Annotated in this window: 13 protein-coding genes; 4 read left to right on the top strand and 9 right to left on the bottom strand. The window is 59.5% G+C overall.

The window, feature by feature from the left end:
• Nucleotides 1–64: 64 nt before the first annotated feature.
• The 5 genes from FS690_RS03400 to FS690_RS03380 form a co-directional block, all read right to left on the bottom strand.
• Nucleotides 65–925: a DeoR/GlpR family DNA-binding transcription regulator gene (locus FS690_RS03400; RefSeq protein ID WP_145339077.1), complete on the bottom strand. Its 861-nt coding sequence runs from the start codon at nucleotides 923–925 to the stop codon at nucleotides 65–67.
• A gap of 120 nt (nucleotides 926–1,045) precedes the next feature.
• Nucleotides 1,046–1,990: a D-ribose ABC transporter substrate-binding protein gene (locus FS690_RS03395; protein WP_071668919.1), complete on the bottom strand. Its 945-nt coding sequence runs from the start codon at nucleotides 1,988–1,990 to the stop codon at nucleotides 1,046–1,048.
• 70 nt (nucleotides 1,991–2,060) lie between these two features.
• A complete protein-coding gene (locus FS690_RS03390; RefSeq protein WP_071668920.1) occupies nucleotides 2,061–3,116 on the bottom strand; it encodes an ABC transporter permease in 1,056 nt (351 codons plus the stop codon).
• Between the two features lie 22 nt (nucleotides 3,117–3,138).
• The gene (locus tag FS690_RS03385) at nucleotides 3,139–4,677 is read right to left on the bottom strand and encodes a sugar ABC transporter ATP-binding protein (RefSeq protein WP_145339076.1); all 1,539 of its coding nucleotides are present in this window, start codon (nucleotides 4,675–4,677) and stop codon (nucleotides 3,139–3,141) included.
• Nucleotides 4,674–5,324 (bottom strand): DUF2291 family protein, encoded by a 651-nt coding sequence (locus FS690_RS03380; protein WP_145339075.1) that lies wholly within the window; start codon nucleotides 5,322–5,324, stop codon nucleotides 4,674–4,676. The genes FS690_RS03385 and FS690_RS03380 overlap by 4 nt, the downstream gene beginning before the upstream one ends.
• A gap of 422 nt (nucleotides 5,325–5,746) precedes the next feature.
• Here FS690_RS03380 and FS690_RS03375 point away from each other — a divergent pair, with 422 nt between their 5' ends.
• The 4 genes from FS690_RS03375 to FS690_RS03360 are packed head-to-tail and all read left to right on the top strand — an operon-like array spanning nucleotide 5,747 to nucleotide 10,810.
• A complete protein-coding gene (locus FS690_RS03375; RefSeq protein WP_145339074.1) occupies nucleotides 5,747–7,315 on the top strand; it encodes an FGGY-family carbohydrate kinase in 1,569 nt (522 codons plus the stop codon).
• Nucleotides 7,308–8,846, top strand: coding sequence for a glycerol-3-phosphate dehydrogenase (locus FS690_RS03370; protein ID WP_071668821.1), 1,539 nt, complete (start codon nucleotides 7,308–7,310; stop codon nucleotides 8,844–8,846). The genes FS690_RS03375 and FS690_RS03370 overlap by 8 nt, the downstream gene beginning before the upstream one ends.
• A 1-nt stretch (nucleotide 8,847) precedes the next feature.
• Nucleotides 8,848–9,810: a sugar phosphate isomerase/epimerase gene (locus FS690_RS03365; RefSeq protein WP_108569324.1), complete on the top strand. Its 963-nt coding sequence runs from the start codon at nucleotides 8,848–8,850 to the stop codon at nucleotides 9,808–9,810.
• 49 nt (nucleotides 9,811–9,859) lie between these two features.
• Nucleotides 9,860–10,810: a sugar-binding transcriptional regulator gene (locus tag FS690_RS03360; RefSeq protein WP_039385931.1), complete on the top strand. Its 951-nt coding sequence runs from the start codon at nucleotides 9,860–9,862 to the stop codon at nucleotides 10,808–10,810.
• A gap of 39 nt (nucleotides 10,811–10,849) precedes the next feature.
• Here FS690_RS03360 and FS690_RS03355 read toward each other — a convergent pair whose 3' ends face one another.
• From FS690_RS03355 to ampC, 4 genes are all read right to left on the bottom strand, one after another.
• Complete coding sequence (locus FS690_RS03355; protein ID WP_039384365.1) at nucleotides 10,850–11,590, bottom strand: DNA-binding transcriptional regulator YciT; 741 nt, start codon at nucleotides 11,588–11,590, stop codon at nucleotides 10,850–10,852.
• Nucleotides 11,591–11,602: 12 nt separating this feature from the next.
• Nucleotides 11,603–12,808, bottom strand: a complete 1,206-nt coding sequence (locus FS690_RS03350; RefSeq protein WP_370512302.1) for a YbiU family protein — start codon at nucleotides 12,806–12,808, stop codon at nucleotides 11,603–11,605.
• 317 nt (nucleotides 12,809–13,125) lie between these two features.
• A complete protein-coding gene (locus FS690_RS03345; RefSeq protein WP_145339072.1) occupies nucleotides 13,126–13,569 on the bottom strand; it encodes a GNAT family N-acetyltransferase in 444 nt (147 codons plus the stop codon).
• Between the two features lie 9 nt (nucleotides 13,570–13,578).
• The gene (gene ampC, locus FS690_RS03340) at nucleotides 13,579–14,694 is read right to left on the bottom strand and encodes a class C beta-lactamase (protein WP_145339071.1); all 1,116 of its coding nucleotides are present in this window, start codon (nucleotides 14,692–14,694) and stop codon (nucleotides 13,579–13,581) included.
• Nucleotides 14,695–14,808 lie beyond the last annotated feature (114 nt).

Raw genomic sequence — 14,808 nt, 5'->3', positions numbered from 1 at the left:
GATTGCGTCTGGCTGGAGGCGCTGGCCGATGAGGTAGGTCTGTTATTATGTTAAATAGCCCGGTTTACTCCGGGCTGCCAGCGACGCGCTTGATCGGTGCAACCACCACGTTGACCCCGTTATCCTGCATGCGACGCAGCAGCGGCAGCGGCGTGCCCTGATTCACAATCACCACGTCAAACTCGCGCAAATCGGCAAAGCGATGCAGCGCGCGCCGGCCAAACTTGGTGTGATCCATCAGCAGAATACGCTTCTGTGCCGACTCAAACATGGCGCGCTTGGTCTCTACCGTCTCTGCTGACTGATGAAACACCGCGTCATCCACAATGGCGGACATGCTGACAAAAAAGATATCCGCGCGCAGCGAGGCGATCTCTTCGCGCGTCATGCGCCCCATAAACGCGTTACACCAGGGGTGATACTGCCCGCCCAGCCCCATCAGGGTAATATCCCGCCCGTTACGCAGCTCGTTCATCAGGGTCAGCGAGTTGGTGATCACCGTCAGCGGCGCTTTCGCGTAAAGCTGCCGCACCAGCTGAAATACCGTGGTGGAATCATCCAGAAACAGCGCCTGCCCTGGCTCCAGATAGCTGGCTGCAACTTCGGCAATCGCCTGCTTCTCCTCCAGCTGGCGCGTGGCGCGATAGATATCGCTCGATTCCACCAGGCTGGTTGAGGTAGCCGATACCACCCCGCGCGACTTATGCAGCAGGCCGCGCTCGACCATTTCATCAATATCACGGTGTGCGGTCATCAGACTGATACCAAACCGCGCGGTCAGATCTTCGATTCGTACGGCGCCCTCGGCCATGACCGCTTCCGCGATCAGCTGGCGGCGCGCCTGCTGGCGTGCCTGGCGACTGTCGCCGGGCAGCGTATCCGCCGTGAAAACACCAGGCAGCGTGTCGTGTGGGTTATGCGCCATATAAGTTCCGGAGAGGAGTAAAATGCAGGATTAGTTGTAATTACAGCGCGTTATACCCATTAATGCAAATAACCGATCGCCTGCACCCCGGCCAGCTGCGGCCAGCCGGGGATGCTGCGGTTACTGTTTAAGCACAAACGGTGAAATGAAGTTGCCGGCGTTCTCTTTGGTGATCAGCACGCAGTCAAACAGCTGTTTTTCAGCCGGTGCACCGGTTTTTCCGGTTTTCAGGAAAGTATCTGCCTGCTCAATCGCTTTCTGTGCAAACAGCGCGACCGGCTGCATAACGGTATAGGCCAGCGTGCCGGCTTTCACCGCATCGACCGCGTCCGGCGTGCCGTCAAAGCCCCCGACCTTGATCTGCCCCAGTTTGCCGGCCTGTTTCAGAGCCGCAATAGCGCCCAGCGCCATCTCATCGTTACCGCTGATCACGCCTTTGATATCCGGATTCGCCTGCAGCAGCGACTGCATCTTGTTAAAGCCCTGCGTGCGATCCCAGTTCGCCACTTCCTGACCCGCCTTTTTCAGATCGGGATATTGCGACAGCACGGTATCAAAGCCGTTGGCGCGGGTTGCCGCATTGTTATCCGAGGGCGGTCCTACCAGCTCAACATAGTTACCGCTGTCGCCCACCTGCTTCACCCACTCCATGGCACCAGCAGCGGCGCCCTGCGCGTTGTTTGAAACCAGCTGCGCTTTCGCCAGCCCGCTCTGATTCAGCTCTGCGTTAATGACAAACACCGGAATATTGGCGGCAATCGCTTTTTTCACCGAGCCGATGGAGCCGTCAGCGTTGGCGGGATCGAGGATGATCGCTTTAGACTTATTGGTGATGGCGGTATCGATCAGCTGGCTTTCCGCGTTGGTATCGCCTTTATGGGCGCTGACTTTGGCGCTGTAGCCAAGTTTTTCAGCCGCTTTCTGCGCGACCTGGCCCTCCGTCAGCCAGTAAGGGTTAGAGGGATCGTTGACGATAATGGTCATCAGACCTTTATCGGCCCAGCCTGGTGCAGCAAAGGTGCTGATGGCGACGGTAGCGGCAAGCATAAGACGTTTGGTAAACATAGTGACTCCGTTATTATCAGGGTACAGGTTTTTTTTACGGATAAACGCGCACCGCAGCGGCGCGCGCAATTCAGCGGCTGCGTCGCCCGTACTGCAGCGTATTCAGTAACACGGCCAGTACAATCACGGCCCCGGTAAACACCGTCTGCCAGTAGGCAGAAACGCCGATAATCACCAGACCATCAGAGAGAAAGCCAATCACGAATGCTCCCAGCAGCGTGCCGCGCACGTTACCGCGCCCGCCGGTCAGCGCCGCCCCGCCAATGACCACGGCCGCAATCGCCGTCAGCTCGTAGGTGGTACCCGCCGTCGGGCCGGCAGAGGTCAGCTGCGAAGAGAGCACCAGCCCCGCCATCGCGGCACAGATACCTGACAGCACATATACGCTAATCTTCACGCGTTTCACCGGCACGCCGGAGAGATCGGCGGCACGCTCATTGCCGCCTGACGCATAGAGCCAGCGGCCAAACGCGGTACGGCTCAGCAGAAAACCGCACGCCAGCGCCACCGCGCCGAGTACCAGCACGCCAACCGGAATGTTGAACAGCCGGTTAAACCCAAGCCAGTCAAAGCCGGTGTTGCCCAGGGATTCACTGCCGGAAAGCTTGTTATAGGTCAGACCGTTAGTCATCAGGAGCGCAATGCCGCGCGCCACATACATAGTGCCAAGCGTGGCCACGAAGGCGGGTACGCGGCAGATGGCAATCAGTACGCCGTTCACCAGCCCTACCAGCGCGCCCACGACCAGCGTCAGGATCGCCACGGCCCACACCGGCAGATAGAGCACCACGCCGAGCGCCTCAAGGCTGATGCCCTGCATCATAAAGCCCGCCATTACGCCAGCCAGTCCCAGCGTAGAGCCGACGGAGAGATCGATGCCGCCATTCAGGATCACCAGCAGCATACCGATAGCGGGCAGGCCGAATATCGCCACGTGTGACGCCATCGTCAGGAAGTTAGCTCCGCTAAAATAGTTAGGCGACAGAAACGAAAACGTCGCGATAATTACCAGCAGCGCAATAAAGGCGCGTCCCTCCAGCAGCAGGCGGGCCAGGTTAAGCTGTTTTGTAGTGCGGGAGGCATTCGCCGCGGGCGAGGTGGCCAGCGTTTGCGTTTGATCGGTCATACTTTTCACTCCGTTTTTCATGTTATGCCACCAGTGCTTCACCCGACGCCGCCATGATGCGCTCTTTACTCACGCTGGCGTCGAAAATGGCGGAGATACGCCCTTTGCTCATCACCACGATGCGGTGAGCGATGCTAAGACATTCACCAACCTCGGAGGTGGTATAAACCACCGCCAGCCTCTGCTTCGCACTCTCTGCCAGCAGGCGAAACACTTCTGCTTTGGCACCGATATCGATGCCGCGGCTTGGCTCATCGAGCAGCAGCACGTTGGGCCGCGTCGCCAGCATCTTGCCAATCACAACTTTCTGCTGATTACCGCCCGAGAGCGAGCCGATCGCCGCGTCACCGCCTGCGGTTTTCACCGTGACGTTGCGAATGGTATCGCTTACCAGCTGCTTCTCACGGCGGGCGGAGAGCATCAGTCCCCGGACAAACTCACCGATGCTGGCCAGCGACAGGTTCTCCCCTACGCTCATGGTCTGTACCAGTCCGTCGCGCTGCCGATCTTCCGGCACCAGCGCCAGCCCGATAGCGATACGCTGCGCCAGAGATAAGCGGCTAATCTCCGTCTCCTGCAGCCGGATATCGCCGCTGCTCTGCGCGATACGTCCGGCAATGCACTCCAGCAGCTCCGTGCGCCCTGCTCCCATCAGGCCATAAATACAGACTATCTCGCCCGCCTTTATGGTCAGCGACAGGTTGTCTACCAGCCGGATGCCGGTTTTACTCTTCACCGTCAGGTTCTCAACCGTCAGCGCGGGCGGGCCAAAGGCGTAACCCTGCGGCGGCGAGCCGAGATCGAAATGCTCCCCCACCATGTTGCGTACGATCCACTCAAGATCGATATCGCTGCGCTCTGCCCAGGCGGTCATCACGCCGTCGCGCAACACAACGGCGCGGTCGGTGATCTCCAGCGCCTCCTCCAGGTGATGAGAGATATAAACGATGGCGACGCCCTGGCTGGTGAGATCGCGGATCACCTGAAACAGCACGCTGACTTCGGCGGCGCTCAGGGCCGAGGTTGGTTCATCCATGATCAGGATCTGCGAATTCACCGACAGCGCCCGGGCAATCTCCACAATCTGCTGCTGGCCGAGGCGCAGGTTCTCTACCGGCGTCAGCGGATCGATATCCTCTTCGAGCGCCGCCATCAGGTGCCGGGTCAGCCGTGCCTCTTCGTCGTAGTCGACGCCGGTGGCCCCCATGATTTCGCGTCCCATGAAGATGTTGTCACGGACATTCATATTGGGCGCGAGATTCAGCTCCTGATGAATAATGGAGATACCGCAGCCGCGCGCCTCGGTGGCGGAGTGAAATAGCTTACTTTCGCCATTGAGCAAAATTTCCCCGGATGTTGGCGTAATCACGCCGGATAAAATCTTCATTAAGGTCGACTTGCCGGCGCCGTTTTCACCAAACAGCGTGGTGACTTCGCCGCGGCGTATCTCAAAATTCACGCCTTTTAGCGCATGCGTTGAGCCATACACCTTGCTGACGTTACGCGCCTGCAGCACCACTTCACCTTTTAACAGAGCCGGATTAACAGGAAAGGGTTTCATTTAACCTCCACGCTGACCGGTGTGATCAGCCAGTTACTGGCATTAAGGAGGCGAAACACCCCGATGACCTCCACGGTCTTGCCCGGCAGCGCGTTGCGGTCAAGCTTCTCCAGAACGCTGTTTTTCATGGCGCGGTTCAGCGCTGCCCCGGCGTTCTGATACTCAATCTGGTTGGTAAAATCGCCGAACTGAATAGTGCCGCTGGCGTCGCGCAGATCGGTACCGCTCAGGGCCGGCCCGGTCTGCAGGCGTACTTTCAGGTTCTCCGGCACGCCGGCGACCTGCAGCGGAAAAATCCCCTTCTCTCCCGGCTGCACCACGCCCTCCAGCCTGACCGGGATCACCGGCAGCGGCGAGCCGACACCATACTGCGCGGCGGCGGCCTGCTGGTTCGCCTGCAGCGCTGCGGCCAGCGTTTGCGCCGCAACGGCGCGACGCTCCACGCTCTGCTTCACCTCAGAAAAGTGCTGTTCCGCCCAGCTGTCTGGTGAAAAGCCCTGCTGCGTCTGCCCGGCGGCGTCGGTTCTGACAACGTGGGTATCCAGGGCAATGCCGGCTATGACGGCACAGCTCAGCACGGCGGTCAGCAGCAGGCGACGCCTGCGCTGCCGGTCAAGCTGGTGTGCGAGCACTGAAACATCAGACATAACGACACCTCATCGGGTTAACAGCCCGGAATTAACGCAGGCTGTGTTATATATGTGATAACTAATGTGATGAGAATTGTGCTGATGTGACTAAAATGTCAACAGCCCGGCGGCGATTTTTTCAGGAGAGCGATCTGGATCGCTGTTTGAACCGCAACCGCTGATAAAGGTTTAAATTCCCTTATGTCAGGGATGCTGGCGAGGATAAGTTGTCTGGAGGTGACTCAGTCGGGCGGTGATTTCGTGATCCTGCTCGCTAAGTGGGATGAAATATTTTACCTGTATTGAAATTTAATACGAAAGATATGTTATCTAAGTGAGAAAAGAAGTATCACTAGCAGCAGCATAATAATCACACGCCGTTAACACGGCATACGGCGGGATCGCAGGCAGCCCGCAGCACATACCAGGTGGAGGTGTCGGTGGAGAGTGGCGATATCATTGTGGGCCTGGATTCAGGTACCTCGGTGGTCAAGGCGGTAGCCTTTGATTTGACCGGCAAACAGCTGGCCTGCGCGTCGGTACGTAACCGCTATTATCGCGCAGCAGGTGGCGCAGCGCAGCAGTCGATGTCACAAACCTGGCAGGATGCGGCCAGCGCCCTGCGTCAGCTCGGCGACCATATCGACAACCTGGCCGCCCGCGTAGTGGCTTTAGCCGTGACGGCTCAGGGGGACGGCAGCTGGCTGGTGGATGCGGAAGATCGGCCAGTGGGTGACGCCTGGATCTGGCTCGATGCCCGGGCGGCCCCCACGGTGGCCACGCTGAATCAGCATCCGCTGGCGCAGGCGCGCTTCAGCGCCACCGGCACCGGACTCAATACCTGCCAGCAGGGGGCGCAGTTGGCACACATGGACAGGCACTTTCCTGAACTGCTGGCAAAGGCTGACGTCGCGCTGCACTGCAAAGACTGGCTCTACCTTAACCTGACCGGTGTACGCGCCACCGACCCGTCTGAGGCGAGTTTTACCTTTGGCAACTTTCGTCACGCCGGCTATGACGACACCGTGATTGACGCGCTGGGGCTGACGCACCGGCGTCATCTGCTGCCGGAGATTGTCGAGGGCACAGAGACCACGCATCCCCTGACCCGCGAGGCGGCAGCGCTGACGGGCCTGCGGGCCGGGACCCCGGTAGTGCTGGGCTATGTGGATATGGCGATGACGGCGCTGGGCGCGGGCGTCCACACCGGCGAGGCCAATACCGCCTGTTCGATTGTGGGTTCAACCGGCGTCCATCTGCGCAGCGTTACTGTTGATGATGTCTGGCTCAATCCGGCGCAGACCGGCTACGTGATCCCGCTGCCGTGGCCCGGTTATGTCACGCAGGTTCAGACCAATATGGCCTCGACGCTGAATCTGGACTGGCTGCTGAATGTCGCCGGAGACCTGCTGCAGAGCTTTGGCTGCGAAACCGATCACGCCCGGCTGGTGGCGCAGATTGATAGCTGGCTGACGCACACCACACCTGGCACGCTGCTGTTTCATCCCTATATTTCACTGGCGGGCGAACGCGGTCCCTTCGTGAATGCCAGCGCGCGTGCCGGTTTTACCGGCCTGCACTATCAGCACACTTTTGGAGACCTGGTGCGCGGCGTGGTAGAGGGAATTGGTATGGCCGCGCGCGACTGCTACCAGGCGATGGGTCAGGATCGGCCCGGCGAGATCCGTCTGACCGGCGGTGCGGTGCGTTCAGCGCCGCTGCGGCAGATCCTCGCGGCGGCTATCGGTGCCCCGGTGCGTATCAGCCAGCGTGAAGAAGCGGGCGCGGCCGGCGCGGCAATGATGGCCGCGGTTGCAGTGGGCGCGTTCTCTTCTATGGCCGCGTGTGCCGAAACCTGGGTCCGCCCGCTGCTTGATGCACCGGAAGCGCCGCAGCCCGATCTGATGCAGCGCTATGACGCGCTGTTTCCTCATTATCAGCAGATCCGCAGCGATCTGCCGGCCTGCTGGCAGGCGATGAATACCTGTAACGGAGTCAATCATGAGTGACACTATGCTGGATCTGTTTGTTATTGGCGGCGGCATTAACGGCGCCGGTATCGCCCGTGATGCCGCCGGTCGCGGCCTGTCGGTGGCGATGTGTGAAAAAGACGATCTGGCGCAGGGCACCTCCTCCCGCTCCGGGAAGCTGGTGCACGGCGGCCTGCGCTACCTGGAGTATTATGAGTTCCGGCTGGTGCGCGAAGCGCTGATTGAGCGGGAAGTGCTGCTGAATGCTGCCCCGCATATTATCTGGCCGATGCGCTTTGTGCTGCCGCACAGCCCCTCCGATCGCCCTGCCTGGCTGGTACGGCTCGGCCTCTTCTTCTATGACCATCTGGGCGGCCGTAAGAAACTGCCCGGTACGCGCTCACTCGATCTGACGCGCGATCCGGAAGGTGCCCCGCTACTCGACAGCTATAAAAAAGGGTTTGAGTACTCCGACTGCTGGGTGGATGACGCGCGGCTGGTGGTGCTGAACGCGCTGGATGCCGCTGAGCGCGGCGCAACCATTCTGCCGCGCACGCGCTGCGTTGCCGCACAGCGCCTGGCCGGCAAATGGCAGATAACCCTTGAAGATGTCAGCAGCGGCGAGCGCCGCACGCTGTTTGCGCGGGCAATCGTCAACGCGGCGGGACCCTGGGTGCTGGACATTGTGAGCGACGTGACGCAGAGCCACAGCCAGCGCCGGGTGCGTCTGGTGAAAGGCTCACACCTTATCGTGCCTAAATTCTGGGAGGGTCAGCAGGCGTATCTGGTGCAGAACACCGATAAGCGCGTGATTTTTATCAATCCTTATGAAGGCGATAAAGCGCTGATTGGCACGACGGATATTCCGTGGGAAGGCAAAGCGGAAGCGGTGACCGCCGACGATACGGAACAACAGTATCTGTTAGACGTCGTTAACCGCTACTTCAAAGTTAAGCTGCGCCCGGCTGACGTTATTACCCGCTTCTCCGGCGTGCGTCCGCTGTTTGACGACGGCAAAGGCAACCCCTCCGCGGTGACGCGCGACTACGTGTTTGACCTCGATAACCAGCAGGATGCGCCGCTGCTGCACGTCTTCGGCGGGAAAATCACTACATTCCGCAAGCTGGCAGAGCACGCCCTGCAGAAGCTAGCCCCCTTCTTTCCGCAGATGGGCGCTGACTGGACGCGTGCGGCCACGCTGCCGGGAGGCGATATGGCTGACGCCGACTTTGAAACCTTTCTTGAACAGTGCAAAGCGCGCTGGCCATGGCTGCCGCAGCCGCTGCGTAAACACTACGCCCGTCTTTATGGAACGCGCATCGCACAGCTGCTGGCAGATGCAACGGCGCTGAGCGATCTGGGACGCCATTTTGGCGGACTGCTGTATGAAGCAGAAGCACGCTATCTGGCTGACCACGAGTGGGCGCAGCAGGCGGAGGATATTCTGTGGCGGCGCACTAAACATCAGCTGCACCTTACCCCGGCGCAGCGCGATGCGTTCATCACCTGGTTTGAAGCGGCTTCCGCGCGCGTGATCCCGCTGCGCGCCCGTGCCGGACAGGAGAACTGATATGGCCCTGACTCTTTCGCTTAATACGAATCCGCTGGTTAACCGCTTTGCCGATCCGCACGACTTAATTATCACGGTGGCGGAACAGATCCGCATTCGCGACCTGCAGCTGACCCATGAATTTATCAATCCGGGCTGGCCTGCCGCGACGATAACCGCAATGACGCGTCGTATGCAGCAGGCGCTGAACGCCACCGGCGTGCGCGTCACCTCCGGTATGACCGGCCCCTACGGGCGACTGAACCACTTTGGTCATCCCGATGCTGCGGTGCGCCGCTACTATATTGACTGGTTCAAAACCTTTGCGGACATCACCGCTGAACTGGGCGGTGTGGCTATCGGCTCGCAATTTGCCATTTTTACGCAGCGCGACTTCCGGGACGCAGAGCGCCGCGAAACGCTTATCGATATCGCCACTGACTGCTGGCAGGAGGTCGCTGAACATGCGCGCGCGGCGGGGCTGAAATATCTTTTCTGGGAGCCGATGAGTGTGGCGCGCGAGTTTGGCGAAACCATTCCCGCCGCGCTGGCACTGCAGCAGCGCCTGAGCCAGCGCGATTTTGCCCTGCCGATGTGGATGATGGCGGATATTGATCACGGTGATGTGACCTCGGCCGATCCGCAGGATTACGATCCTTACGCCTGGGCTGAAGCGGTGCCGCGCTGCTCACCGATCATTCATATCAAGCAGAGCATGATGGATAAAGGCGGGCATCGTCCGTTTACAATGCAGTACAATGACGGCGGCCGTATTCAGCCGCAGCCGCTGCTGGAGGCGCTGGCGCGTGGTGGCGCGCAGGATAATGAAATCTGCCTGGAGCTGAGTTTCAAAGAGCGCGAGCCCACCGACAGTCGCGCCGTGGCGGAGATCGCAGAGAGCGTCGCTTTCTGGGCCAGCCATATTGAAACCGGCGTGGCGGACCTGCATCTGGCGACGCAACGGCCCGCCGGAGCGCACAGCTAAACACGCGGGCCGGAGCCCGCGTCGTCTTCTACTCTGAATGGACAAAGACATGAAATCCGCACCTGCTTCTGCCGATCGTGATGACTCTCTGGCGCTGCGTGCGGCCTGGCTGCACTACGTAGGCGGCCTGACTCAGGCTGAAGTCGCTAAACGACTGGGGCTGCCTTCGGTAAAAACGCACCGCCTGATTGCGCGCATGGTGGCGGAAGGCGCAGTAAAAATCACCATTGATGGCGATATTCTCGACTGCGTGGCGCTGGAGGATAAGCTGCGTCAGCACTTTGGCCTGCGGTTTTGTCAGGTTGCGCCCGATCTGGGTGAGACCGGGCTGCCGGTGCGGGCGCTGGGGATGGCTGGCGCGGACTATCTGCGCCAGCTGCTGCTCGGCGCGCCCGCGATTACGCTCGGGCTGGGGCATGGCCGTACCCTCTCCGCGGCGATCCATCAGCTGGCGCGCCTTGAGGCACCACAGGCGCGTTTTGTGTCGCTGCTGGGCTGCCTGACGCGCAACTATGCGCTCAACCCGCATGATGTTATGCACCGCATCGCCGCCAAAACCGGCGCGCAGTCTTACATGATGCCGGTGCCGTTCTTTGCGAACACTGAAGAAGATCGCGATGTTCTGCTGGCGCAGCGCGGCGTCAGCGAGATTTTTGATATGGCCGCGCGCAGTGAGGTCAAGCTGGTCGGTATCGGGACGGTAGAGCCGGCGGCTCAGCTGGTTGAAGCCGGCATGCTCGAAGAGGCGGAGATCAACGCCCTCTCTGCAGCCGGCGCGGTGGGAGAATTGCTGGGCCACTTTTTTGCCGCCGACGGCACGCTGATCCACAACTCACTGACGGCGCGGACACTTTCCGTGCCGCTCAGCCAGAACCGCAGTGAGATTGTGGCGCTGACGGGTGGCCTGAGTAAAGTGGCGGCTATTCGTGCCGTGCTGAGCAGCGGTCAGCTCTCCGGGCTGATCACTGATGAGGTCACGGCGCAGGCGCTGCTGATATAACGCTGACCGGTCAGTAAAATAGCGCTCTGCACCGCCAGGTTAAATCTGCGTGACCTCCGTTCCCTGCGCCGTCAGCAGCGCCTGAGCGGCCGGATCAAGCTCGCTGTCGGTAATCAGCTGCCTGAACGGCTGATGCGGCGCCAGCGCATAAGGGTGGATCTGACCAAATTTAGAGGAGTCGGTCAGCGCAATAGTGTGCGCAGGCTTTTCCAGCAGCGCATGAACCACATCGCAGCGCAGCATGTTGCGCCCGGTAAAGCCGGTGGCGCGATCCCAGCCATCAATGCCGATAAAGACTTTATGAAAGCTGAGCTGCTGAATACAGAGCCGGGTTAGCGGACCGACCACCGACTCACTGCTTTTCTGAAACAGACCGCCGAGAATAATGACGTCGCCGCCCTTTTCACGCAGCAGGCCGGCAATATAGTGGCTTACCGTGACCAGCGTAACGTCATGCCGCTCGCTCAGCGCCTGTGCCAGCAGCGCATTGGTGCTGCCCCCCTCAATAAATACCGTTTCCCCTGCATTCACCAGAGAGGCGGCATAATCGGCCAGCCGTTTTTTTACGGCAAGGCGGGTTTGCATCCGGGCGCTGACGTCGTCACCGCCCGCAGCAACGGCGGAGCCATGCACCCGACGCAACAGCCCCTCTTTTTCCAGCTGGTTAAGATCCTGGCGCATCGTGACTTCAGAGACGCCGGTGGTCAGCGCCAGCTCGCTGACGCTGACGCTGCCGCGCGCACTGAGCAGCTCGATAATTGACTGATGACGTGCGTTCATAGTGTCCTGCAGTTAGTCAGTAAGGCCCAGCGCCTGACGGCCGCGGGCGTTCAGATGCTGGGGCGTAAAGCGATCCTGCCAGTTAACCTCATAATCTTCACGCGGGAAATCACCGGGTGAAACACCCTCTGTCAGCGCCTGCGCCACCTGATGCGCGTAAGCGCGATTTTTGTCGCACATCGGCGCGGCCGGAATATACATCACATTACCCCAGCCCTGCTGATCTTCTACCGGCGCGACAGAATGTATCACATCGCAATGCCACCATACGGAATCGCCCGCTTCCAGCGCCGGAATGGAGCAGAGTCCGGCAATCAGTTCAGGATGCCAGCGCTCCGATACCGGCAGGACTTTACCCGGCTCAACCCCACATAGCTCCTCTTCCGGTACATCGCTGAGCAGAGGACGCAGCAGCAGTAACGCCATTGCCTGCGGCACCGGCACAACGTGCAGCAAACCCTGACCCGGCTGCATATCAGAGAGCGCCGTCCAGCCCTGAAACGTACGGAATACCGAACATTTTGTGGTAGTACCGGACTGGTAGTCATTTACCTCTGTGCGGTATGCCGCATCCCACGGGTCGTACTGTGCAAAGCGGTTATTAAAGATATGTCTGAATACCTGCTGATAAGCCGGCAGCAGCCAGCGCTCCAGCGCACCGGAATCGGTATGCGCACCGAGCCCTTTAGAGGTTGTGCCGGGCAGCCGCCGGCGGATGCGGTCGGGATAGATAATGCTGACATCAGGGTCAAACCAGCGTTTACCCTGAGAATCAAACCGCCACAGGTGATTGAGGAATCGCTGGGTGGCAGCCATCGCCTCACTCTGCCGCGCGGCCATTTGCGCCTGACTCCAGTAAATCGGATAGATTTCCGGCCGCGACGCCGCAAGATTGCCAAAGAAATCATCTCCCGGTCCCCGGTAGCCGGTCATAAAATCGTTATCGTCCAGATAACGCATCATCGATGCATCCCATCCCAGCGCGCATTCGCGGCTGAAATTACCTTTTACCACAACACAGCCGCGCCGCCGGATATGTGCTTTCTGCGCCTCACTGATTTCACCTGCGGCTATCGCCTGCCAGCTCAGCTGGGGCCAGGCGGAACCAGACTGCGCCTCTTCATTTCTGGCCGCGGCAAGCTCCGTCACCACGCTCTCCCGCACCTGCTTATACAGCGCCTCCACATCTCCGATCTGCTGGCGCAGCTGCTGCTTCATCTGACGAATGCTTTTTCTGAAATCGTCGGGCTGCTGCTCTGAAGAGAATAAAGTGGTCACAGAAATCACCTCTCGCTCTGGTTTCAAATGAAAGTTAACTGAATTTCATTCATAACATGCGGCTGGCGTATAGCAAGTCAGCTGTGGCGGAAATCCGGACGCGGTCACAGCTGGCAGAAGGTTTCATTTGAAAGTGTGCGGTAACAAAAAGCTTAGTTCCTGCGGGCTGCCCTGCCCGCGGCTTATATTTTCTGTCAGGCAATTTTTTGCAGAGGAGGTTAATCCTTTTTATCATGGAAAACTGTTTGTTGTAACTACTAAGGTGCTACCAGATAACGATACTGAATAAATTCTGTTTTTGTCGCCATCCGGTCGTACAGCGCCCGTGCGGCGACGTTTCCCTCCTGCGTGTTCCAGTAGACCCGTGAACAGCCGCGCGCTCTGGCCTGCTCATAGACGGCCAGTATCAGCGCCTCACCCGCACCGTTACCGCGCGCCGCTTCTGCGACAAACAGGTCCTGCAGATAACAGTAGTCACCGCGCGTCCAGGTGGAGCGATGCGTCAGAAAATGCACCAGCCCCACCATGCTGCCACCCTGCTCCAGCACCAGACAATACATCGGTTCCGCACGGGAGAGCATGCGCCGGAACGTTTCGCCGGTCGTCGCCTCATCAATCTCTGTCTGATAAAACTGCTGGTAGCCCTGCCATAACCGCAGCCAGGCCACATAATCCTCAGCCCGCAATGCCCGTATATTCATCGTCTCTCCTCACTTTGCCAGCGCACGGATAATCTCATCTGCAGCAATAACGCGATCGTCATTGGGTATCCATTTGTTGGCCAGCATAATCAGCCCCACCCTTTGGGAAGGGATAAACACCGCATAGGCTGAAAAGCCATTGGTTGAGCCGGTTTTGTTATACCAGGCGCGCAGCGGCACCGGCGCAGAAGGAGAAACCGGCGTGGCCCGCATACCGTTAAGTATGATTTTGCTGCTGTTCCCCGCCACCAGCTGCTGCTGAGTAACAGGCAGCGGGTAGTACTCCCACATCATCGCCTGCGTAAATGCCGCCGTGCGAAAATAGCCCTGATGGGTGGCAGCCACCGCCTGCCGCCAGGCAGGTACCACGTTAACCTCTCCCATCTGAATACCGATCCAGCGAATCAGATCTTCTGACGTTGATTTCAGCCCATACGCTTCTGCATCCAGCGGCCCGGGCGTCACGCGTACCGGCCGGTTCTGTTTATCGTAGCCCTGCGCGTAATCCGGCATGGCGCGCGGCGGCACCTGAAGAAAAGTACGATGCATTCCCATCGCCGGCAGCAGCATCGACTCCATTGCGCGCATAAATGACATATTCAGGCTCTTCGCCGCTATCATGCCGAGCATACCAATACCGAGGTTTGAATAGACGCGCTCTGTTCCCGGCTCTGCCTCAGGCTGCCACGCCTTATACCATTGCATCAGCTGCGCGCTATCCGTGACATCCTCCGGCACAAACAGCGGCATGCCGCTGGTATGCGTCGCCAGGTTCAGCAGCGTAACGCGATCGAGCGCGCTGCCCTGCAGAGCAGGCAGCCACTGGCTGGCGCTGTCGCGAAGCTGCATTTTATGCTGCTGTACGGCGTAGCTGGCGAGCGTGGCGGTAAAGGTTTTGCTCAGCGAGCCGATCTCAAACAGCGTGCGGGAGGTGACCGGTTCTCCGCGATCGGTTGAAGTGCCACCGTAACTATAAAAGGTCGTCTGGCCTTTGTTCAGCACGGCAACCGCCATGCCGGGGATCGCAAAGCGCGCCATCAGCGGCTCAATAATGTTATCCGGTGCCCGGGCAGCAGCGGAAGTGGCGATAAACAGCAAAAATGTAGCCATAACGCGGCGTCGCATGAATAATCCTTATTCCTCAGAACCAAAAGCGGTGCGCATAGTATATCCGCCCCCGGCCCACCCCACATGCCCATTCGTGGTGTAAGTGAACAGAGTCACATCCTGAGTAAGCGG

This window comes from Pantoea sp. PSNIH1 (assembly GCF_007680655.1).
Classification (GTDB): domain Bacteria; phylum Pseudomonadota; class Gammaproteobacteria; order Enterobacterales; family Enterobacteriaceae; genus Pantoea; species Pantoea eucrina.
Note: the sequence above shows the minus strand (reverse complement) of the source record. Positions and strands in the feature narration are given on the sequence as shown.